Here is a 20,584-nt window from a genome sequence, read left to right on the forward strand (position 1 = left end):
CGCGTAAGCCTCACCGACTGACCAGAACTACCACCCAGTACAACTGAACAACAGCAGGCCACAATCAAGATCAATAAGCACACCATCAGCTACGCCATACCTGGCATCCCTCTCGTGGGTACAGCCGGCTAATCCACGGCCGTACGGGTGGGGCCAGAATCCCCGCCATGTCAGAAACCTTCTGGGTCGCCCTCGGCTCTGTCAGCACCATGAGGGTGTGGTGCCGGAGCAACCGGTACGTGCCCAGGGAGGAGGCCGGCGGCGGTGCGCTGACCGGGCGGTCCTCGCTGGCGGGCATCCACACACGATCGGGCCGGGACGGCTGGCGACGGGTGTTCTCGCACGTTGACCGCATTGAAGTCCGCGTTGAGACCGGCCGTCAACTGGCATGGAAGCAAGTGCCCGCTGTGGGCGGGCGACCGCCTCCTGCCATCGAGTATCTCCGCGAAGGGCAGGTAAGGGAGCAGAGGGGGAGATGCTCCACTGGCCAACTATTCGACCGTCCTCGAAAGGATGGGCGCAGCTGCTGGGCGGAATCTACAGTGAGCGCCGGAGAACCGACTGCGATGAAGACCGGAGGCCGCTCATGCGTCGAGTTCGAACCTATCGCCTGGTATCGGGACTGGTGGCACTACTCCTTGCAGGTCTGGCCACGGCAGGCGCCACGGCTTCTGCCGCGCCGCAGGGACCGGGATCACAGTGGCAGCTTTCGGCCGAACAGATGGCGTCTGCCGAAGTGATACCGGCGCCTCGGGCCGACCTTGCAATCATGAAGGGTGGCCCGTGGAGCGATCCGGCGCCCGCCTACTTCAACGGCGACCTGTCGGACGATGTTTCTGAATGCAGTCCGGGCTATGCGTGCATAAGGGTTCACCAGTACGACTCGTACTATGCCGACTTCTGGTACTACAACTACGGTGTGTACTCGCTCGAGAACTGGATCGGCAAGGGGTGGCTGAACAATCGCCAGACCGGAGGTGCAACGCTTCGCACGCTCAATGCGTCCGGCAGGCTCATCGACTGCTTTGAGGGTGATGTGAACGCATCGGTCTCGTACCCGGACTGGACTCCGGTCTACTACATCCAACTCTCCCCGCAGGGCTGCTGATCGGGAGAGGTCGCGGTCTTGCCCCACCGGCTCCCGGTGGCCTCGCGCTGCAACGCAAGGCCGGGAATCCCTGTTCACTTCGGTTGAAGTCAGCAGGATCAGGGCAAGGCCCGCACCCTGTCGGGTGCAAGCCGAGATGCGGGAAAGCGTTGCCCACCACTGACATTCACGCAACCGCGATCGACGCATGCACGCATCAATGCGTTCGCCACCACGTGTGACCGGCATTCGGTCTCCGCTGGACGGGGTGCCAGAGACCCAGGTCACGGATGTGTGCGCGGTGCGGCGCTGACTCTGTGTCGCATTCTTCGCGCGCGAGTGCCCCCGTGGGCAGGGGGACACCGACGCATCAACCCCCTGCGAAAGGGCTCCGACAGGGACTTCCGGCCCCTTGCGGCTGCCACCATCCATGCCACGCACCACACGCAGGGCGGCTGCAACCGCCCGTGATACGCGTCGGGTTGGAGTCAGCGACAGGTGTCCGGCGACCGATGGGTCGCCGAACCAGAAAGGGTAGGGAGCCCCTGTGTCGAAGTCCCCTTCCGTCTCCTGTGTGGAGAACGGAATTCCCCCTGGCGCCTGGGCGGCGCCGAGGCCGTTGTCATCATCGTGATCGTCTCCGTGGCGGCGGCCCTGGTAGCAGTCGCAGCATGACGGTGCCCGTGACGTTGCAACTCCTCGTAGGCGCCGGCCTGACCGCCGTCCTCGTGGTCGTAGGGGTGCCACCACAGCCGTACGGACAGGCGCAGCAGGCGGCGGTGCAGGGCGGTGGTGTCGCGGGGGGGGCGGGGTAGGTGCGGCGAGCGCGTCGTAGGCGGCGTTCCAGGCGGCTTGCGTCCGCACCAGGTCGTCGGGGAAGTCGGTCACGTCCATACCGGCTCGTCCGGATCGTCCGTGCCCTGCGCAACGCCACAGCAAGAAGCCGGTCACGCCCGTTACAGGTAGTTCTGTGCAGGAATGAAGTCATCCAGGCCGTGCCCCTGCACGCGGACATCGATGCTGTGTCAGTGCCGCGTGCCACACTGCCGACCATGTCGCTCGCTGATCTCACTCTCGACCGGTGGCGGACCTTCGACGAGGCCGCCGCCCGACGGATCGCCCGGACTGCCGCTGACCATGTGGGCGGCCGGGTGTCGCTCGTCGAGGCCACGGAACACCTCGGTGCCCCGCTGCACCGCGTCCGGATCGAGCGGGAGGGGCAGGAGTTCGCCCTGATACCCGGAGGCCAGGTGTCCCTGGGTTTCGACCCCAACGCCTGGAAGCCGACCGCGCAGCAGGCCGCCGACTACGCGCAGAGTCTGGAGGAGGGCTACGGCTACGGGCCCGACCTGCGGAGCCACCTCGAGCGGATCCTCAGCGCCCGCCGCAGCGTTCACCTGGCCACCGTCCTCATGGCCGTGCAGGACGAGACCCTGACCGAGCCCCCGGCCGACATGCCGGCTGCCCTCCTCGCCCGTGGTCTGCGGATGCCGAGCTCCGACGAGTGGGAACACGCCTGCGGCGCCGGGGCGGACACCTTGTTCCGGTGGGGTGACGACTGTCCCCTCGACCGCATCCCCTACGACGACGACACCGGCCCGCACAACGAGCTGAACGCGTTCGGCCTGCGCATCGCCTACGACACCTACCGCGCCGAGCTGACCAGCGATGTCACCGCCATCCACGGCGGCGACGGGGGCGAGTCGGTATGCGGCGGCTACGGCCACCTGCTGGCCTGGCTCCCCCTGGCGACCGCCAACCGCAACCCCGCCATGGCCGAGTTCGTGTACGGACCGGACGGAGAGGACATCTACGAAGACTTCTCCACACGCCCCGTGCTCACCCTCTGAGCGACCGCACGCGAACGGCCCTCTCGCCGACCGCCTCTCAGCTGGTGGGGCTGTGCTGGGGCCGCCCGCCCAGTCCTGGACCGGGCGGGAGCGTCGGCGTCTCCTCCGCTTCCTCGGCAGGCACCAAGTAGGTACCATGCGGGTATGCCGTCACTGAATGTGTCGTTCACCGAGGAAGAGATGGAAGGCGTGCGTGCCGCTGCCGCCGCCGAGGGCAAGAGCCTCAAGCAGTACGTCCACGACCTGGGCGTGCGCGAGATGCACCGCAAGCGATTCGTGGCAGGTGCCGCGTCCTGGGCGGACAGGCTGCGCGAGGAGTTCGACACCGCGTTCCCGGACGAGGTCCCGCCCTCCGAGCGCGACCGGGGAGCCACGGCCGCCTGATGAGCGAGACCCTGTATGTGGATGTCTCCTGGCTCCTGGACGTCCAGGACATCGCCCTCGGCCACGACGACGTGTCCGTCACCGACTACTCCGCTCTCGTCGCGGCTGTCGCCCGCCACAAGACCCGCACGCCGACGCTCGCCGAGTCCAACCCCGACGCCGCATGGCGCGCTGCGGCCCTCCTGCACACCATCGTCCGGCTCGAACCGCTCCCCCATCGCAACAGCCTCTTCGCGGCCTTTGTCACCACCCAGTACCTCGACCAGTGCGGTGAAGGCATCGACCCGCCCTACGGAGCGCTCTCCGACCTGATCGGAAAAGCCCGCGAAACCCGCCTGAAGATCTACGACATCGCGGACACGCTCCGCTCCTGGCGCATCTGAACCCGGCTTGGTCTCCCTCGGCCGGCGGACGAGCGGCGGCACGCGCCACCTCGCCCCCGTCCTGGAAAGAAGCGGTAGAGGCTGTCAGTCAGTGTCCTGATGGCGGCCCAGTTGCTGCCCGCAGACACCCGTCCGCCCGCCGTACGGCACCCCCTGCTTCCACAGACCGCCCCGGGGCCGGGTCACTCCCAGCAGCTCGGGGGTGTCTGCCGGGGCGGCTCCGCCAGCGAAGTCCCGGACAGGAGCGAAGCCGCGGCGATAGGCGATCGGCGACCGCGGTGGTAGCCATCCCAGCATGGCCTGAACCCTGCCTGAACCGACGCACACCACCGCCGTCGACGACTCCCACCTGCCGACCGGGGCCGCCGAGGAGCCCAGTGGGCCGGCTTCCGGGTAGCCCCGGCCGTCGACAGTAGCGAGGTCGTACTCCGCTCCCGCAGCGGCACACGGATGGGGCCGCCGTTCCCGGAGATCGTGGCCGCAGCGGTGCGGCAGCTGCCGGACGCACGGCCCTCGACAGTGAGCTGATCGGGTAGGCCGCAGCCGGACACCTCGCCTTCGACTGGCTCCAGGACCGGCTGCGCCACCGGGGCACGAGCGCCGCCCGGGCCGCCGCCGAGCAACCGGCGCACTTCGCCGTCTCCGACCTGCTCCGCCTCGGCCGTACCCCGACCACCGGGACCGGCTGACCCTACCGGCGGCGCCGCGCCGCCCTGGGAGTTCTGTTCGCCGAGCGGGAGATCGCCCGGACGTTCCCCACCGGGTGGGAAGCCACCCGGCAGTTCGACATCCACCTAGCTAGCACACCCCCTACTTGAGGACACCCGACCTATGGCAGTTGCTGGTACAGCGGGATGTTCCGACCTACGCAATGCCCTGCCCCGGGTGGTGCCAACTGGCGTAGGTGCGTTTCTGTACGGGCGGGAGCTGTCCGGCCGGTCAGGGAATCTCGCGGGTGTGCTTGGGCGGGGGCGTGGTTCGGGCGCGTAGGTGTGCGCGCTCTCCTTGGTGGCCGAGGAGGCTGAGTATTTCGACGGGGTGGTCGTCGGCGTTGCCGAACCAGTGGGGGGTGCGGGTGTCAAATTCGGCGGCTTCGCCGGGGCCCATGATCAGGTCTTTGTCGCCCAAGACCAGGCGCAGTCGGCCGTCGAGGACGTAGATCCATTCGTAGCCCTCGTGGCTGGCCTGCTCGGGCTCGGGCGAGCGCATCTTCGGCGAGATGATCAATTTGTAGGCTTGCAGGCTGCCTGCCCGTCGGGTGAGCGGGAGCATGGTCATGCCGTGGCGGGTGACGGGCTGGAGGTGTACCCGGGGGTCGCCCGTCTGGGGTGCGCCGATGAGCTGGCCAATGTCGACGCGTAGCTCCCGGGCGAGGGGGAGGAGCAGCTCGAGGGTGGGGCGCCGCTGGCCCGATTCCAGGCGCGAGAGTGTGCTCAGCGAGATCCCGGTGGCCTCGGCCAGGGTTGTCAGGGAAAGGCTGCGCTGGGTCCGCAGCCCTTTGAGACGCGGGCCTACGGCCGCCATCGTCGACTGCGTTTCTTCGTCCATCCCTCCACCTTGCCACCGCAGCAAGGATCTTTGCGCGTTCTGCTGGACGGCCCGACTGTGGTGGCAGGCGCTCTGACCGGGGCTGCCGTACGGCAGGGGGAGAGATGCGATGAGGCAGACCAGCAGGAGTGAGGTGAGGGGCGTACAGCGGGCTACAGCGCCGCCGGGAGCGGCGGTGGCGGTGCGCCGTGCGCCGTGGGCCGGTGGCGGTGGCGGTGGCGGTGGCGGTGGCGGTGGCGGTGGCGGTAGGGATCTTGGTGCTGACGCGGCTGAAGTTCGTGGTGGACACCTCGATCGTGAACGTGGCCTTGCCCGACATCGGTCGTGAGCTGGGCTTTTCCCTGGCCAGCGTGTTGTCCGCCGCCGGCGGCCTGGAAGGCGGCCTGGAGGGCGGTCTGGGAGCAACCCTGCTCGCGACCGCCGCCTTCCCCCTGGCCGGCCTGCTCCTGTTCGGCCTCTGGGCGCGCCGCATCCCCGCCCCCGACACCGTCCCCGCGTGATCATCACAGTTCTCGAGCACACCCTGGAGAGTCCCTGATGAGCGACACCGATCCACGCTACGAAGCTGCGTTCTGGGACCAGTCGTATCGGGGGGCGTCGTCCTTCGGTGTCCAGGTGCGGATGTCGGCCCGATTCCAGATGAGGCGTCCGGCGAGCGCGGTGGGGGTGTGGTCGGCTGCGCGGGCGAGGGCCTGGCCGGAGAAGTCGGTGCCGGTGACCTGCCGGCCTGCCTGGGCCAGCCAGATGGCGTCGGCACCCTCACCCGCATCCCGCCTCCAGTGCTTCGCCGCCCTCGCCGCGCGGGTGGCCGGCGCCGGGCATCTGGTGATCATCGGCCACCACCCCAACGACCTGGAGACCGAGATGCCCCGCCCGCCCCAGCCCGACATCTTCTACACCGCCGACGACCTGATCGACGACCTCCCCTCAATCGCCTGGAGAGCCGTCACTCGCACCGCTCGCCCCCGCACCGCCACCGCACCCGACGGCCGGCACGTCACCATCCACGACACCGTCCTGACCGCCCAGCGCACCCAGTAACCCCACACCTCTCACCTACACCGACGCCACGCAGAAACGAGCACGACCATGCAACACGACCTCGCACAGCAGACCGCCCTGGTCACCGGGGCCACCGCCGGTATCGGCCGGGCCACTGCCCTGGCCCTGGCCGCCCGCGGCGTCGACATCATCGTTCACGGCCGCGATGAGCAGCGCGCCGCCGACACCCTCCAGCGCATCACAGCTCTCGGAGGCAGGGCCCGCTTCGAGCCGGCCGATCTGTCCGACCCCGCGCAGGTGACTGACCTGGCCGAACGTGCCGGTCAGGTCGACATCCTGGTCAACAGTGCGGGCATCTTCCACTTCGCCCGCACCGCCGACACCGTCCCCGCCACCTTCGACGCCCACATCGCCATCAACTTGCGCGCCCCCTACCTCCTCGTCCAGGCCCTCGCCCCCGGCATGACGCAACGCGGCCACGGTGCCATCGTCAATGTCAGCAGCGGCGCCGCCGGCACACCCGGCCTCGGCACCGGCATCTACGGAGCCACCAAAGCCGCCCTGGAATCCCTCACCCGCGTCTGGGCCGCTGAGTACGGGCCCGCCGGCGTCCGCGTCAACGCCGTCGCCGCCGGCCCCACCCGCACAGAAGGCACCGCCGCCTACGGCGACGCCTTCGAATCCGCCGGACAAGCAGTCGCCCTCCAACGCCTCGCCGACCCCGAGGAGATCGCAGGGGCCATCGCTTTCATGGCCTCCCCCGACGCCAGTTACGTCAACGGCGCCACCCTCAGTGCCATGGGCGGTCAACCCGCTCTCGGATAACGCGTGTGCAGGCCACGACACACCTGGACGACACCGCACAAGCCCAACTGCGAGCGGTAGCCCCGCCCCCGTCGGTGAGGCACTACCGTCGGCGTACGACGCCTCCGGCTGCCCACGCTGAAGCGCCCTCCGGATGGGCTGTTCGACGTCAAGGTGCCGGCCCCGCCGTATCGCCCTGTCCCGTCGGTTGAGCGGCGGCTGCGCTGCGGGTTCGACAGGCAGCGTAGGAGACGTCGTCGCCTCCGCTCTCGGCCGTCCAATCCGCGGCGGTCTGCTCGCTGAAGCCGAGCAGTGGAGAACATCTCGGTTCGTCCAGGACCTGTCTCCTTGAAAGGCTACGGGCGCCAACAGAGCCCTGCGAGGAAGCCGCCGCCCTCCTCCTGCACACCCACTGCCGACCCGCGGACGCCCCCATCCCAGAAGCTGACCTCGACCACACCCTCGATGCAGCTGTCCAGCTCCTTGCCCACCCCGATGCGCCGACCGCCGTCTTCCAGACCCGGGCGGGCCTGTCAGCCCTGGAACCGGACGGCGCCGGACGCCACACCGCCCGGATACTCGACGCCCTCGTCGGCGTCGCCCGACTCGACGCCTACGCCGCACGCGACGCCCTGCACCGCCCCGTCGCCGCGTCCGCCCTGGACGATCGCGCGACAGACGCGCTGAACGCGGTGATCACCGCAGCCGGACTGGGATCCGGTGTCCTTTCCGCCCACCATCACGAGGCTCTGACACAGGCGGGGTCGGTCACGCCGAAGCAGAGCTGGAAAGTCTGCTGCAGGCCGTACCAGCACCCAGTCAGGAGGGGGGATGGCCGGGAAGACCGCGGTTTCGCTCATGCGGTTCGGCGGCGTCGGCGTTTCGGCCACTTCCTGCCCGCAGCCGCTCCAAGCCAGATCAGGGATCCGACGCCCTCGGGGATCCCTGACGCAGGAAACAACGGGCTTTCCAGCACGACCGAATGACGTGTGTTCGAAATCGCAGCCGTGTCGTTAGACCTCACGACTCAGCCGCAGCGACCGTCAGCGACCGTCCTAGGGGGAACGATGACCTCGGCCATTACACAGGACCAGCCGCCGCAACCGCCGAAAGGGCCCGTGCCGGCAGACGAACCGCAGGACACCGGTGTTCGAGAAGAGGAATACCTCTACCGCGACGCGTCGCGGCTCCAGGCCGGCTCCCTGCTGACCTCCCGCACCATGGCGCGGCGCCTTCCCTCGCTCGTGCGACGCTCGGTGCGGATGGCCTGGCGCGTGGACCGCGGCGCGACCATCGGCCTGCTGGTGTGCCAGATCGGGACTGGCGTCCTTGCCGCCCTCGGCCTGTTGGCCGTCACGGGCACGATCACCGCGCTGGTCTCCTCGGGTGTCATCACCGAGCGGCTGTGGGACGCCGCCCCGCAGCTGACTGTGATCGCCACCGCCGCCGGTCTGCGCGCCCTGCTGGGCATCGCCGTGGTCTGGCTGACCGGCCGACTTCGCCCGGTCCTCGGCCGCGCGGCGGAGCTGACGATGATCGAGGCCGCGCTCGGCGCGGAGCTGGCCGCCAACAACAAGCCTGGCTACAACGACGCCTACGACATCGCGGACCGCGGCGCCCAGGTCACCCCCGACCTCGTCGAAGAAGCGCAGGACGTGCTCGCAGCGTCCGCCACGCTCGCGGCCGGCGCCACTGTCCTGACCGTCCTGCACCCCCTGCTCCTTCCCCTTCTCTTCCTCGCCTGCCTGCCGCAGGCCGCCGCGTACGTCCGCTCCGCCCGCGTGCTCTACCTCGCCGGGCTGGAGACCTCCGGGCGGCGCCGGATGCTGGGCAAGTTGCGATGGCACATGGCCTATCAGGAGTCCAGTGAGGAGATGCGCGCCTGCCTGGCCGGTCCCTTCCTGATCGGGCGGTACCGGCGGCTGGCGGCCTCGGTCAACGCCGCCGAGCGCAAGGCTGCGAACACGGGTGCCTGGATGGGGCTGGCCGGGGCCGTGGCCGGCGGGGTCGCGTCGACCGCGGTGTGGGCGGCGCTGTTGTGGCTTCTGGCCTCCGGGCGGATGGGCCTGGCGGCCGGTGGCGGCGCCGTCTTCGCCTTGCAGACCGCCACCGGCTCGGTGCGCGGCATCATCAACGGCGGGGCCCGTCTGGTGCGCACCGGCTGGTACGTGCAGGACTGGCAGAACTTCCTCGACAACGCCCATGGCCAGGCCATGACCGCCTCCCGCGGTACTGCGCCCGTGACCGCGGCTCCGGAGCGCTTTGAGGTCCGTGACGTCACCTACCGCTACGACGGCGCTCCCAAGGACAGCCTGAGCAACGTCTCCCTGCATGTGAAGCGCGGGGAGATCGTGGCGCTGGTCGGGGAGAACGGCTCCGGCAAGACGACCCTCTCGCGCCTGCTGTGCGGGTTGCTGCTGCCCACCGAGGGCGACGTCGCCTGGGACCACGCCTCCACCGCGGCCTTGGACCCGTGGGGGTCGTGGAAGCAGGTCGCGCTGGTGCCGCAGAAGTTCACCTATCTGCCGCTGACGATGCGCGACAACATCACCTTCGGGCAGGGCGACACCAGCGACGCGGCCCTGCTCGCCGCGTGCGAGGCGTCCGGCGCCGCGGAGATGCTTCCCGAACTCCGCTCGGGCCTGAACACCCTCCTGACCAGCGAGTGGTTCGGAGGACAGCAGCTTTCCGGCGGGCAGTGGCAGCGCCTGGTCCTCACCCGCGCGTTCCATCGGCAGGCAGCGCTGCTGGTGATGGACGAACCCACGGCCGCCCTCGACGCCCGCGCCGAGCACCGGATCTTCGCCGGTCTGCGCGAACTGGCGAAGGACCGCGCCATCCTGCTGATCACGCACCGTCTCACCAACGTGGCCGTCGCCGACCGGATCGTGGTCCTGGACGAAGGGCGGATCGTCCAGGAGGGGACCTACGCCCAGCTCACCCAGCGGCCAGGGCTGTTCCGGACCCTGTGGGAGCTGCAACGCCGGATGAGCGGCGACGCCCCCTGATCACCGGGCCGCGCCAGGCCACCGGTCCGCCGGACATAGACACCGGCCCGCTCCCGATGCTCCCTTCGCCCCACGTCCGAACCCGCCGCACCTTCGCCCCACGTCCGAACCCGCCGCACCTTCGCCCCACGTCCGAACCCGCCGCACCAACCTCGAAGGACTGCTGTGACACATCCCCCGGCTACCGAGGTCAGCGATGCGAGCGAGCTGCGCCACCAGCTCGTCGAGCGACTCCGCGGCGACAACCACATCCGCACCGCTTCCGTCGAGCGCTCCTTTCGCACCGTGCGCCGTCACGCCTTCGCCCCCGAGGCGGCTCTCGATGCCGCGTACGCCGACGACACCGTCCCCACCCGCCATGCGCCCGACGGCCGGGTGATCAGCTCCATCTCCGCGCCCTGGCTGCGGGCCGACATGCTCGAAGCCGCGCGTATCAAGTTTGGCCACCACGTGTTGGAGATCGGCTCCGGCGGCTACAACGCCGCCCTGATCGCTGAACTCACGGGTCCGACCGGGCACGTCACCACCCTCGACATCGACCCGGTCGTCACCGAGCGGGCAACCCGCTTCCCGGTAGGGCGAGCAGCCGCAGCAGCGTATGAACAGCGGTGCCCTCTGAGCGACCCTCGTCGACAGCTGGAAGCCCGCCCGTCCACCGTCTCGGAAGGCAGAGTTACGTGAGTTCTCCCGTGTCCTCTTCGGATCACGTCTCAGCGTGTGCGGGTGTACCGGCAGATCGGTACGCCGCGACCCGGCATGCCGCCTGGCTTGGTGCCGCCGCGATCATCACGAACGAGGTGGGCCAGGTCCTGCTGGTGCATCCCACCTACCGCGAGGACGGTTCGTGGGTGCTGCCCGGCGGTGTCGTCGAACACGGTGAACACCCGCACGTCACCTGTCGGCGCGAGATCACCGAGGAACTGGGCCTGGACCTGCCGCTGTCGGCCGTGCTCGCCGTCCACTCCCTCTCCGCGCACCATCCCGACCTCCAACCCGGCACGGACTGCCCCGGAGAGATCCGATTCGTTTTCGACGGGGGAGCTCCCGCCCCGACCAGGGGGAGGCGATCCGCCTGCCACACCAGGAGCTGTCCGAGTACGCCTTTCTTGAGACCCGGAACGCGGTCCGGCGGCTGCGCCCCGTGGACGGGCAGATCATGCTCGCCGCCTACCGTGCCCGGCTCGGCAACACCGCCGCCGCGCACCTCGCCGACGGCCGACACATTCTCGACGTCCCGGCCCTGGACCGGCGCGACGTCCACGTGCGTTACCGGCCCTTGTGGGACAGCCCTCTCCACCGCGGCCCTGTCCCCGAGCGGCTGCTCGTGCAGCAAGCCTGGGCGTGGTGCTTCATCAGCATCGGCAGCGCGCGCCGCGGCCCGGGGTCGGCCACGACGACGACCCGGCCGTCGGGGAGCTGACCCCGACCCCGCCCACCTCGCCTCCTTCCCGCCCCACGCCCCCGAGGTAGTCCCCATGCCGTTGTCGCACCACCACGTCCGCACCACCGTCGATACCTACCTCGCCCGTCACCCTCACGAGCGCGAGCAGCTCAGCGTCCTCCTGGGCGCCCTCGACCGGACCGGCGAGGACATCGCCAGCCGCTCGACCTTCACCGGGCACGTCACCTGCCGCGCGATCGTCGTCGACCAGCTCGGCCGCGTCCTGCACGCGCTGCACCTGGCCAGCGGGGAGGTCCTCATCCCCGGCGGCCACACCGAGCCCACCGACGACTCCCTGGCAGCGGCGGCTCTGCGTGAACTGCACGAGGAGACCGGTATCCCGTCTCGGGCCGTCACGCCGTGGCCGGGCTACGAGACCGTGCCACTGCACATCGACATCGACGACATCGACGTCCATCCGGGCAAGGGCGAGCCCGGACACCAGCACTTCGACCTCCGGTTCCTCTTCCGTCTGCAAACGACCGAGGTGTCGGCCGTGCCGCAGGAAGAGAAGGTCGGCGGCATCGAGTGGCGTCCCATGGACCGGGTGACCTCCCCGGCACTGCGCGAGAAGCTGCTCGAACTGCCGCTCCAGGTCGAACCGGAGACGGCCAACGCCTCGGCCCTGATCTACAACGACCGCGGCGAGTACCTGCTCCATCTCCGCGACTACTTCCCCGGCCAGATCTGGGAGCCGGGCATGTGGTCCCTGCTGGGCGGCGGCCGAGAGCCCCAAGACGCCACCCTGGAGCACACCGTGCGGCGCGAACTGGCCGAGGAGGCCGGCCTCGATCTCGCCGACCTGTCCCCGTTCGGCACCGAGTACGCCTCCCACGACGACGGCACGACCGTACCCATCGCCATCTACGCAGGCCGCTGGAGCGGCGACCCACGCGAACTCCGCCTGACCGAAGGAGTAATGCTCGCCTGGTTCGCCCCCGACGACCTCCACCGCCTGCGCATCGCGGAAACCACCAGCGACCTCGTACGGCGCCACGCCGCCAGCCTCCCGGCGGCGCAGAGCGGGCCCACATCCGAGGAGGCACGTCTGGCCTCGCCGCACGGCACGGTCCCCAACATCATCGGCGTTCACCTCTACCTGGAACGCCCCGACGGAACGGTGCTGCTCGGGCTGCGCCACCCCGACTCCGCGTTCGCGCCGTCCACCTGGCACGTCCTGGCCGGCCACTGTGAGCAGGAGAACGCCATCGCCTGCCTGATCAGGGAGGCGATGGAGGAAGCCGGGCTGCACATCGAGCGCCGGGACGTCGAACTCGTCCACGTCGTCCACCACATCGGCAAGCCCAGGAACCCGCCCCGCATGGGCCTGTTCTTCCGCGCTCGCACCTGGAGTGGCGAGCCAGAGCTGCGCGAGCCGGACAAGTGCACCCAGTGGAAATTCTGGGACCCGGCCGCCCTTCCCGCCGACCTCGTCCCCTATACCCGACTGGCCATCGAGAAGATCCAGAACGGCGAGCTGTACAGCGAGACGGGCTGGCCCGCGTGACCGCCGCATCGACCGGCGCATCCAGTCGCATGCCCGCTGCGACAGCGGCGGGGCGTCCAGACACCCGCCTCGTGGTGATCCGCGGCAACTCGGCGTCCGGCAAGCCGAGCGTGGCCCAGAGCCTGCGAGATCATTACGGCCGCGGTATCGCGATCGTGGGCCATGACGTGATCCGCCGGAACGTGCTCAGGGAACACGACACCGCGCGAGGCGCCGACAGCGCCCTGCTGGCCACGAGCGCACGCGCAGCGTTCGACGCCGGCTTCCACGTCGTACTCGGACAGATCCTGTATGCCGACCGCTACGGACACACGATCACGTCTCTGGTACGGGATCACCGCGGTGTCTCAGGGTGCTACTACCTGGACGTGCCGCTGGAAGCGACGTTGGTACGGCACGCGCCGAAGGCGGATGCCGCCCACCTGGCGCACGTCACCGAAGCCCGTCTCACCTCCTGGTACCGGGAGCTGGACCTGCTGCCCGGCGGTCTGGAGAGCGTGGTCCCGGCAGACAGCACACTTCCGGGCCGGGGAGGGGCCCGGAGCCGCCGTGCTCGCGGACGGCTCGATTCGGCTACGCGTCGCGCCTGTGCAGCAGCAGGCTGCCGACCAGCAGCGCGGCCGCGGCCCACATGGCGAGCACGCCCAGGCCCTCCCATGGGCCGATGGGCAACTCGTGCAGATGGACGGTGGTTTGGACCGCGAGTCCGGCGGTCATGGGCGAGATCTGCTGGAGGTGGCGCTGCCACTCCGGGTCGTTGACCACTCGGGTGACGACCGGGAAGAGGTAGAGCAGCCCGAGCACGATCCCGATGGCGCTCGCCGCCTCCCGTACCGCCGTCGCCAGACCGAGGCCGATCAGGGCGATCAGGACGAGGTAGAGGACCGAGCCCACGGCCGCCCGCAGGGTCGGGCCGTCGGCCAGGGACAGCGGGACATAGCCGTGCGCCTCGGTGAATCCGTTGCCGGGCAGGATGTAGCGGCCGGCGAGGAGAGAGGCCAGGACGGCAGCCGTCCCGGAGGCCAGGACGACCGTGGTGAGAATCGTCGCCTTGGCGGTGAGGACGGTGATCCGGTTGGGCATCGCCGTGAGCGTGGTGCGGATCATCCCGGTGCCGTACTCGCCGCTGACGGCCAGCACCGCGAAGACGGCGATGACCGCCTGCCCGACGGTGACGCCGGTCAGGGCGAGCTTGACGGCGTCCTGGCCGCACCCCGTGTCCGGGCACTTCACGGCCTTGGCGGTGCCGCAGCCGACGGCCACGGTCAGCGCGACGGCGAGCGCGAGCAACCTGGCCGTTCCCCCTGCCGTGCGCAGCTTTGTCCACTCCGCGCGCACGGCGCGGCCGAAGCCCCCTCGCCACACGCCGTCCGCCGTCCTCGCGAGTCGCGCACCGCTCAGGGAACTCATACGTCCCTCCCGCGCAGCCGCGCCACGGCCAGACCGAAGGCAAGCGCCGCGTATCCGCACAGCACGGCGAGGCCGGCCCAGGGCGCCAGCGGGTAGTAGCCGGTCGACGGCTCGTACACGCTGAGCACCTGCGCGTACCGCGGCAGGGTCTGCTGGATGGCGAAGCCCGCAGCCGGAGTCACCCGCAGCAGCCACTCCGAGACGCCCGGGGGCAGGACGCCGGAGGTGGCAAGCAGGAAGGGCAGCACGATGGACGCGATGACCAGGGCGACCGCCGTGCCGCTGCGCCGCAGCAGGACACCGACGCCGAGAGCGAGCACGCCGGCGGCCGCGCAGAGCAGGCCGGTTCCCACCATGACGCGCACTTCGGTCGCCGACGTGACGGGGAAGACGCGGAAGCCCCTGCCATGCGCGCCGCGTTCCCCGACGGGAATGGTGAGCGCGGCGGCGACCAGGCCGATGGCGAACGCGACGCCCCCGGCCACCAGCGCCTTGGCGCCAAGCACCCGGCCCCGCAGGGGAGTTGCCGCCACGGTCGTACGCAGCAGACCACGCCGGTACTCGCCGGTGATGAACACCGTGCCCACGGCGACCACCACGATCAGCCCGGCGAAGGTACCGACGAGGAAGTTCTCGACGGAGAAGCCGACGCCCATGACGGGCCCGCCGACGACCGGTGCGATGTCACCGGCCCCGGTCACGGCGAACCCGCCGCCGTCGGTCTGGGTGAAGCCGCCCTCGGTGGTGTTCGTGTAGCTGCCGGAGGTGCCCGCGTCACCGCCCACCTGCGTGCCGCTCCACGCGCTCTGGGACCAGCCGCCGGTGAGGCCGGGACGGCCGAAGGTGCCGGTGGCCACGGCGGGGCTGAAGCCCGTGCCCGCCGCGGTGTCCTGCTTCGCCTCCGGTGACGTCGCGAAGAGCCCGGCCCGCACGGTGTGCGCGAGCCCCGGCAGCTTCGCGTGGCCGACCTTGGTCCAGTGGGAGCCGTCGGTGGAGGTGGCACCGGTGAGACTGTCACCGGAGCGGACCAGGCGCAGCCAGCGCGGGGACTCCTGGGAGACCTTGCCGGAAGGGCCCGCCGTGTCGTGCGTGTAGTCGTACTGCATGCGCACGCCGTGGCCGCCGGTGGCCATGACCGCCGCGTACGGGGATCCCTGGGTGAGGCTTTCCTTCACGATGATCCCCGCCTTCGCCCAGGGCTGGGCACCCCGGGCCGTCGTGCCGGTCCCGGTGCCGGCCACACCGGTCAGGGACCGCAGGGGAACGGTGAGGGTGCCGTCGCCGGTGAGCGGCTTGTGGACGAAGTAGAAGCTGTCGTTGACGGCCTCGCCGCCGGGGCCCTTCGGATAGGAGGCGGAGTCGGCACCGCGACCGCCGGGGGCAGGGGCGGCCGTGCCGAGCAGACCGAGCACGATCGTCACCAGGAGCGCCCCCGCCATGGCGAGGATCCAGCCGCGTACCGTGCGGAACTTCGTCCACTCGGCGCGCAGCGTTCTGAGGAACCCACCCCGCTCGGTGCTCCTCGTGGCCGGGGGACGAGGGGCGAGGGTGGCGGTCATCGTGTGGCCTCCCCCGCCGGGATGCCCCGGTACTCCACCGCGTCCCGGGTGAGCTCCATGTACGCCTCTTCGAGCGTCGCCCGGTGCGCGGACACCTGGGAGAACGGCACCCCGTTCCGTGCCAGCAGGGCCACGATCTCCTCGTCGGGCAGGCCCGTGACACCGAGGGTGTCGGGGCCGGTGGCGAGAACGGTGGCGCCCGCGTCGTGCAGGACCTGGACGGCGCGCGCAGGCGCGGAGGTACGCAGGGTGACCCGGCCGCCGGACGCCTCGGTAAGCAGCTCACAGACGCTGGTGTCCGCGACGACCCGGCCGCGGCCGATCACCACGAGATGGTCCGCGGTGTCTTCGAGTTCACTCATCAGGTGACTGGAGACCAGAACGGCGCGGCCCTGCCGGGCCAGTGACGACAGGAAGCCGCGCATCCACACGATGCCGTCGGGGTCGAGGCCGTTGAACGGCTCGTCCAGCATGACGACCGGCGGGTCACCGAGCAGCGCCGCCGCGATTCCCAGGCGCTGGCGCATGCCCAGCGAGAAGCCGCCGGCCTTGCGCCGTGCCGCCGCGCCCAGGCCGGCCTGTTCGATGACCTCGTCCACCCGCCGGGCCGGCACGCCCTGTGAGTGGGCCAGCCACAGCAGGTGGTTGCGGGCGGTGCGGCTCGGTTGCAGCGCGGAGGCGTCGAGCAGTGCCCCCAGATGCCGGAGCGGGCGACGCAGGGTACGGTACGGCACCCCGCCGACCAGGGCCTTTCCCTCCTCAGCCGCGTCAAGGCCCAGGATCACGCGCATGGTGGTGGACTTGCCCGCGCCGTTCGGGCCGACGAAGCCGGTCACCCGTCCGGGCCGCACGGTGAACGTCATCCCGTCCAGAGCCGACTGTGGCCCGAAGCGTTTACGCAGACCGATGACCTCGATCGTCGCCTTCGTACTCTCCTCGCTCATGGCCCCACCCTGTGACGGAGCAAGTTACAGGGGCCGAACGGCCGCTGTCATCTCGCTGTTAGGCGCCTCGGCTTAGCCTGGCCTCGTACCTGTCCTGGTGCGGTGGCGAACTCGTACCTGTCCTGGTGCGGTGGCGAACTCGTACCTGTCCTGGTGCGGTGGCGAGAGGGGAGCATGCGGATGAAATGGGGTCCGCCCCGACGGCTCGCGGGCCCGACTGCCCGGCTCGGCCTGCGCCGTGGCACTGCCCGGGCCCGCTTCACCGCCTTGTACGTGACGCTGTTCCTGCTGTCGGGAACGGCGCTGCTCGCCCTCGCGGCCGTGGTGGCATCCGGCGGATCGCGCTCCAGCCGTACCGCCCCCGACGGCGGCACCGATCAGGCCGCCACGGCGGCACAGGCCCAGGGCCGCATCGACGAGCTGGAGCAGCAGCTGGCCCAGGCGCACGCCACCCAGTCCCGGCAGATCCTGATCGGCTCCGCCATCGCCCTCGGCGTCATGGCGGTGATCTCGGTCGGCCTCGGCTGGATCGTCGCCGGCCGGGTGCTGCGCCCGCTGCGCGTGATGACAGCGGCCACCCGACGGATCACCGCCGACAGCCTGCACGAACGCCTGGCCATCGGCGGCCCCCGCGACGAGGTGAAGGACCTCGCCGACACCATCGACGACCTCCTCGGCCGCCTGGAGGCATCCTTCGACGCCCAGCGCCTCTTCGTCGCCAACGCCTCCCACGAGCTGCGCACCCCGCTCACCACGATGCGGGCCTCCCTGGACGTGGCCCTCGCCAAGCCGGGCCCGGTACCGGAAACCACGGCCACGCTGGCCACCCGGGTGCGCGCCGAACTCGACCAGGTGGACCGGCTGCTGGAGAGTTTCCTCGTCCTGGCTCGCACCCAGCACGGCGAGTTCACCGACTCGGCGCGCCTCACCCTCGGCCGACTCGCGCTGACCGCCCTGACCGGACAGACAAAGGACATCGCAGCCAAGAGCCTGACCGTGCGCGAAAACCAGATCGACGATTCCGCATGGGTGTGGGGCAGCCAGACGCTGCTGCGTCGCGCGGTCGACAACGTGGTCGACAACGCGATCGCGCACAACGACCCCGGAGGCTGGATCAGTGTCGCGGTACGAGCCGAAGGAGACGACGCAGGCGCAGTGTCCCTCATCGTCGAGTCCAGCGGACCGGTCCTCGACCAGCGGCGGGTGACGGACCTCGCGCAGCCCTTCCGTCGCCTCGGCGCCGACCGGACCGGCACCGGCCGGGGCAGCGGCCTCGGGCTCTCCATCGTCGCGGCCATCACCCAGGCCCACCATGGCACCCTGGACCTGCGCGCCCGCCCCGACGGCGGCCTGCGCGTCACCCTCACCCTCCCCCGTACGGACGACAGGGCGACGGCGGAAGCCTCCGACACAGAGACAGGCATGGCCCGTTGAGAGTTTTGGTGGTCGAGGACGCCCGCCCCCTCGCCGAAGTCATCGCCGAGGGACTGCGCGACCAGGGCATGGCCGTGGACGTGGCCCACGACGGGCTCGACGCCGCGGCCAAGCTGGACGTCAACACGTACGACGTCGTCGTGCTCGACCGCGATCTGCCGGGCATCCACGGCGACGCCCTCTGCCAGATGATCACCGAGCAGGACGGCCGCGTGATGGTCCTGATGCTAACCGCCGCCGACTCGCCCGGCGACCGCGTCAGCGGCCTGACCCTGGGTGCCGACGACTACCTCGCCAAGCCCTTCCACTTCCCCGAACTCGTCCTACGCATCCGCGCCCTGGCACGCCGTCGCCCCGCCGCCCGGTCCCGCACCCTGAGCACGGCGGGCATCGCACTCGACCCGATGCGCCGCACCGCCAGCCGCGACGGCCACCAACTCGACCTCTCCGTCAAGGAATTCGCGGTACTCGAAGCCCTCCTGGAGGCGAGCCCCGCGTTCCTCAGCACGGAGAACCTCCTCGAACAGGTCTGGGACGAACACGCCGACCCGTTCACCAACACCGTCACCGTGACCATCAGCCGCCTGCGCCGCAAACTCGGCGACCCCCCGGTCATCGCCACCACACCCGGCGTGGGGTACCGGATCATCGACCCAGCCGTCCCACCCGACTGAGCAGCCGCCAGGGGCCGACGGCCCGCGAGCAGAGGCAGCAGCGGGACGCCCGCGACATCCTCGCCGACACCGGCGGCCTGGCGGGGCTGACGCAGACGCTGTACCGCACGACGGCGACCGGGTGGCAGCCGGCCGCGGCCATGCCCGTCACCGTCCGCGCGTATCGAGTCAACCCTGGTGACCGACAACATCGACCACCGGCCTCCGGACGCCACCCACCGCTTCCACCCGCCGCCCCGCCACCAGACGGGGCGACTGCCGGAGCAGTACGAAAAGGTCGCGGAGGCCGAACAGGCGGCCGCGGCAAGCCTCGTGCGCACGGCGCCGCGTACGGGATGGACACCGCGCGTGCCCGACTGAACATGGCCGCTCACCGGCACGTCCGGTCCGGTCAGCCATGATTGCCCCTCGAGACGGCGGTAACCGGGGGGACGCTAACCGAGCGGCCCTCGGCTCGAGCCGCCCGGCACGTTCCACGACAGCGACGGAACCGGGACGGGGGGCAGGGACAGGGACCGCCCCGGGACCGGCCACCGCAGCCGCTCAGCCCGCGCACCTGTGCGAAGCCCGGGCGACGCAGCAGCCTCGGCGAAGCTACGGCCGTTGACGGGTCGTCAACGGTGGCGTCGGCAGTAGGGCCGGGACGCTCACCCGGACTCGCCGAAACTGGCCGAAGACGATGACGGGGCAGGGGCGGGGCGGGGGGAATGAATCCGGCCCGCCGTTGTCTGCGGCCCGGCACAAGCTCGCCCGGTTGGGGTCGGTCAGAGGAGGGCGCCACCGGAGACCTCGATGCGCTGGGCGGTCATCCAGCGCAGGCCCTCGGACGCCAGCGTGGCTATGGCGTCGCCGATCTCCTCGGGTTCGCCGACGCGGCCGAGCGCGGTCTGTCCGGCGAGACCCTGGCGCATCTCGGCGTCGTCCCGCATGGCACCGCCGTTGAAGTCGGTGGCGGTCGGCCCCGGGGCAATGGAGTTGACCCGGATGCCGCGGGGGCCGAGTTCTGCGGCCAGAGTGCGGCTCAGGCCCTCGACGGCAGCCTTCGAGGCGGAGTAGACCGAGGTCGCGGGACTGGTGTGGCGAGTCAACGACGACGAGACGTTGAGGACGCGGGCTCCCTGCCCCAGCAGCGGCACAAGCGCCTGGATGAGGAAGAACGTGCCCCGCACATTCGTGCCGAACACGGTGTCGAAGTCATCGACCGTGACAGCTTCCAGCGGGCCGAAGAGACCCACCCCCGCGTTGTTGACCACGATATCGAGCCGCGAAGCCGCCCAGCCCTCGAGCAGTTCGCTCAGCTCGGTAGTGAAGGCTCCGAACGAGGAGACGTCCCTGATGTCGAGGCGCACGACAGCGGCAGTCCCGCCTGCGGCTCGCACTAGCCGCGCTGTCTCCTCGGCCCCGGCCGCATCACCGCGATGAGTGGCCACGACCCGCACCCCGCGCGCCGCCAGGGCAAGAGCCGTACTCCGGCCCAGGCCACGGTTGGCCCCGGTCACCAAAGCGATCCTGTCGACTGTCATCAGTTGCTCCCTCATCGCACGGCGCC

The 20,584-nt window shown here is 70.5% G+C and carries 21 protein-coding genes and 1 pseudogene; 16 read left to right on the forward strand and 6 right to left on the reverse strand.

Annotated elements, in window-relative coordinates; all coding sequences use genetic code 11:
• Positions 1-625 precede the first annotated feature (625 nt).
• The 5 genes from IO29_RS05320 (at position 626) to IO29_RS05335 (ending at position 3,704) form a co-directional block, all read left to right on the forward strand.
• Positions 626-1,108 (forward strand): hypothetical protein, encoded by a 483-nt coding sequence (locus IO29_RS05320; protein ID WP_158713241.1) that lies wholly within the window; start codon positions 626-628, stop codon positions 1,106-1,108.
• Between the two features lie 650 nt (positions 1,109-1,758).
• Entirely contained in the window at positions 1,759-1,902 is a 144-nt protein-coding gene (locus IO29_RS38800; RefSeq protein ID WP_199806838.1) for a hypothetical protein, read from the forward strand.
• Between the two features lie 237 nt (positions 1,903-2,139).
• Positions 2,140-2,937 carry a hypothetical protein gene (locus IO29_RS05325; protein WP_030377770.1) on the forward strand — a complete coding sequence of 266 codons (798 nt, stop codon included), beginning with the start codon at positions 2,140-2,142 and terminating at the stop codon, positions 2,935-2,937.
• Between the two features lie 144 nt (positions 2,938-3,081).
• Positions 3,082-3,321, forward strand: a complete 240-nt coding sequence (locus IO29_RS05330) for a hypothetical protein (RefSeq protein ID WP_030377769.1) — start codon at positions 3,082-3,084, stop codon at positions 3,319-3,321.
• Entirely contained in the window at positions 3,321-3,704 is a 384-nt protein-coding gene (locus IO29_RS05335; protein ID WP_030377768.1) for a hypothetical protein, read from the forward strand. Before IO29_RS05330 ends, IO29_RS05335 begins: the two co-directional genes overlap by 1 nt.
• A gap of 939 nt (positions 3,705-4,643) precedes the next feature.
• Here IO29_RS05335 and IO29_RS05340 read toward each other — a convergent pair.
• Positions 4,644-5,252, reverse strand: a complete 609-nt coding sequence (locus tag IO29_RS05340) for a helix-turn-helix domain-containing protein (RefSeq protein WP_033224631.1) — start codon at positions 5,250-5,252, stop codon at positions 4,644-4,646.
• A 203-nt stretch (positions 5,253-5,455) separates the two neighbouring features.
• On the opposite strand from IO29_RS05340, the gene IO29_RS38805 reads away from it, so the two are divergent.
• The 3 genes from IO29_RS38805 to IO29_RS05355 are packed head-to-tail and all read left to right on the forward strand — an operon-like array spanning position 5,456 to position 7,079.
• Positions 5,456-5,752 carry a hypothetical protein gene (locus tag IO29_RS38805; protein ID WP_033224629.1) on the forward strand — a complete coding sequence of 99 codons (297 nt, stop codon included), beginning with the start codon at positions 5,456-5,458 and terminating at the stop codon, positions 5,750-5,752.
• 37 nt (positions 5,753-5,789) lie between these two features.
• A complete protein-coding gene (locus IO29_RS38400; protein WP_051707332.1) occupies positions 5,790-6,293 on the forward strand; it encodes a hypothetical protein in 504 nt (167 codons plus the stop codon).
• A gap of 48 nt (positions 6,294-6,341) precedes the next feature.
• The gene (locus IO29_RS05355; protein ID WP_030377765.1) at positions 6,342-7,079 is read left to right on the forward strand and encodes an SDR family NAD(P)-dependent oxidoreductase; all 738 of its coding nucleotides are present in this window, start codon (positions 6,342-6,344) and stop codon (positions 7,077-7,079) included.
• 512 nt (positions 7,080-7,591) lie between these two features.
• Here IO29_RS05355 and IO29_RS05360 read toward each other — a convergent pair.
• Positions 7,592-7,798 carry a hypothetical protein gene (locus IO29_RS05360; RefSeq protein ID WP_030377764.1) on the reverse strand — a complete coding sequence of 69 codons (207 nt, stop codon included), beginning with the start codon at positions 7,796-7,798 and terminating at the stop codon, positions 7,592-7,594.
• A 327-nt stretch (positions 7,799-8,125) separates the two neighbouring features.
• Between IO29_RS05360 and IO29_RS05365 the strand changes: the two genes are divergently transcribed.
• The 5 genes and pseudogenes from IO29_RS05365 to IO29_RS05380 all read left to right on the forward strand — a co-directional run bounded on the left by IO29_RS05365 (position 8,126) and on the right by IO29_RS05380 (position 13,014).
• Positions 8,126-10,066, forward strand: a complete 1,941-nt coding sequence (locus IO29_RS05365) for an ATP-binding cassette domain-containing protein (protein WP_030377763.1) — start codon at positions 8,126-8,128, stop codon at positions 10,064-10,066.
• A 165-nt stretch (positions 10,067-10,231) separates the two neighbouring features.
• Positions 10,232-10,747: a class I SAM-dependent methyltransferase gene (locus IO29_RS05370; protein WP_030377762.1), complete on the forward strand. Its 516-nt coding sequence runs from the start codon at positions 10,232-10,234 to the stop codon at positions 10,745-10,747.
• Positions 10,748-10,881: 134 nt separating this feature from the next.
• A pseudogene (locus IO29_RS39280) lies at positions 10,882-11,001 on the forward strand (NUDIX domain-containing protein); the annotation flags it as partial.
• A 206-nt stretch (positions 11,002-11,207) separates the two neighbouring features.
• Positions 11,208-11,486, forward strand: coding sequence for a hypothetical protein (locus IO29_RS39285; RefSeq protein ID WP_234316383.1), 279 nt, complete (start codon positions 11,208-11,210; stop codon positions 11,484-11,486).
• A gap of 55 nt (positions 11,487-11,541) precedes the next feature.
• On the forward strand, positions 11,542-13,014 hold the full coding sequence (locus IO29_RS05380) for an NUDIX domain-containing protein (RefSeq protein ID WP_030377761.1): 1,473 nt from the start codon (positions 11,542-11,544) through the stop codon (positions 13,012-13,014).
• Between the two features lie 573 nt (positions 13,015-13,587).
• Here the strand turns inward: IO29_RS05380 and IO29_RS05385 are convergent.
• The 3 genes from IO29_RS05385 to IO29_RS05395 are packed head-to-tail and all read right to left on the reverse strand — an operon-like array spanning position 13,588 to position 16,927.
• Complete coding sequence (locus IO29_RS05385) at positions 13,588-14,424, reverse strand: ABC-2 transporter permease (protein WP_078618087.1); 837 nt, start codon at positions 14,422-14,424, stop codon at positions 13,588-13,590.
• Positions 14,421-15,983: a DUF1349 domain-containing protein gene (locus IO29_RS05390; RefSeq protein WP_030377759.1), complete on the reverse strand. Its 1,563-nt coding sequence runs from the start codon at positions 15,981-15,983 to the stop codon at positions 14,421-14,423. The genes IO29_RS05385 and IO29_RS05390 overlap by 4 nt, the downstream gene beginning before the upstream one ends.
• Positions 15,980-16,927: an ATP-binding cassette domain-containing protein gene (locus tag IO29_RS05395; protein ID WP_030377758.1), complete on the reverse strand. Its 948-nt coding sequence runs from the start codon at positions 16,925-16,927 to the stop codon at positions 15,980-15,982. Before IO29_RS05395 ends, IO29_RS05390 begins: the two co-directional genes overlap by 4 nt.
• A 180-nt stretch (positions 16,928-17,107) precedes the next feature.
• Between IO29_RS05395 and IO29_RS05400 the strand changes: the two genes are divergently transcribed.
• From IO29_RS05400 to IO29_RS05410, 3 genes are all read left to right on the forward strand, one after another.
• Entirely contained in the window at positions 17,108-18,361 is a 1,254-nt protein-coding gene (locus tag IO29_RS05400) for a sensor histidine kinase (protein ID WP_051707330.1), read from the forward strand.
• Positions 18,358-19,035, forward strand: a complete 678-nt coding sequence (locus tag IO29_RS05405; protein WP_199806837.1) for a response regulator transcription factor — start codon at positions 18,358-18,360, stop codon at positions 19,033-19,035. The genes IO29_RS05400 and IO29_RS05405 overlap by 4 nt, the downstream gene beginning before the upstream one ends.
• Positions 19,036-19,212: 177 nt before the next feature.
• Positions 19,213-19,395 carry a hypothetical protein gene (locus IO29_RS05410; protein ID WP_030377755.1) on the forward strand — a complete coding sequence of 61 codons (183 nt, stop codon included), beginning with the start codon at positions 19,213-19,215 and terminating at the stop codon, positions 19,393-19,395.
• 404 nt (positions 19,396-19,799) lie between these two features.
• On the opposite strand, the gene IO29_RS05415 is transcribed toward IO29_RS05410, so the two are convergent.
• On the reverse strand, positions 19,800-20,558 hold the full coding sequence (locus tag IO29_RS05415; protein ID WP_030377754.1) for an SDR family NAD(P)-dependent oxidoreductase: 759 nt from the start codon (positions 20,556-20,558) through the stop codon (positions 19,800-19,802).
• Between the last annotated feature and the right edge of the window lie 26 nt (positions 20,559-20,584).

It is taken from the genome of Streptomyces sp. NRRL F-6676, assembly GCF_000725625.1.
GTDB lineage: Bacteria > Actinomycetota > Actinomycetes > Streptomycetales > Streptomycetaceae > Streptomyces.

What these genes read in the sequence shown, in the direction of transcription:
- IO29_RS38800 (WP_199806838.1), top strand. Translation starts at nt 1,759, where the DNA reads ATGACGGTGCCCGTGACGTTGCAACTCCTCGTAGGCGCCGGCCTGACC.
- IO29_RS05325 (WP_030377770.1), top strand. Translation starts at nt 2,140, where the DNA reads ATGTCGCTCGCTGATCTCACTCTCGACCGGTGGCGGACCTTCGACGAG.
- IO29_RS05330 (WP_030377769.1), top strand. Translation starts at nt 3,082, where the DNA reads ATGCCGTCACTGAATGTGTCGTTCACCGAGGAAGAGATGGAAGGCGTG.
- IO29_RS05335 (WP_030377768.1), top strand. Translation starts at nt 3,321, where the DNA reads ATGAGCGAGACCCTGTATGTGGATGTCTCCTGGCTCCTGGACGTCCAG.
- IO29_RS05340 (WP_033224631.1), bottom strand. Translation starts at nt 5,252, where the DNA reads ATGGACGAAGAAACGCAGTCGACGATGGCGGCCGTAGGCCCGCGTCTC.
- IO29_RS38400 (WP_051707332.1), top strand. Translation starts at nt 5,790, where the DNA reads ATGAGCGACACCGATCCACGCTACGAAGCTGCGTTCTGGGACCAGTCG.
- IO29_RS05355 (WP_030377765.1), top strand. Translation starts at nt 6,342, where the DNA reads ATGCAACACGACCTCGCACAGCAGACCGCCCTGGTCACCGGGGCCACC.
- IO29_RS05360 (WP_030377764.1), bottom strand. Translation starts at nt 7,798, where the DNA reads ATGGTGGGCGGAAAGGACACCGGATCCCAGTCCGGCTGCGGTGATCAC.
- IO29_RS05365 (WP_030377763.1), top strand. Translation starts at nt 8,126, where the DNA reads ATGACCTCGGCCATTACACAGGACCAGCCGCCGCAACCGCCGAAAGGG.
- IO29_RS05380 (WP_030377761.1), top strand. Translation starts at nt 11,542, where the DNA reads ATGCCGTTGTCGCACCACCACGTCCGCACCACCGTCGATACCTACCTC.
- IO29_RS05385 (WP_078618087.1), bottom strand. Translation starts at nt 14,424, where the DNA reads ATGAGTTCCCTGAGCGGTGCGCGACTCGCGAGGACGGCGGACGGCGTG.
- IO29_RS05390 (WP_030377759.1), bottom strand. Translation starts at nt 15,983, where the DNA reads ATGACCGCCACCCTCGCCCCTCGTCCCCCGGCCACGAGGAGCACCGAG.
- IO29_RS05395 (WP_030377758.1), bottom strand. Translation starts at nt 16,927, where the DNA reads ATGAGCGAGGAGAGTACGAAGGCGACGATCGAGGTCATCGGTCTGCGT.
- IO29_RS05400 (WP_051707330.1), top strand. Translation starts at nt 17,108, where the DNA reads ATGAAATGGGGTCCGCCCCGACGGCTCGCGGGCCCGACTGCCCGGCTC.
- IO29_RS05415 (WP_030377754.1), bottom strand. Translation starts at nt 20,558, where the DNA reads ATGACAGTCGACAGGATCGCTTTGGTGACCGGGGCCAACCGTGGCCTG.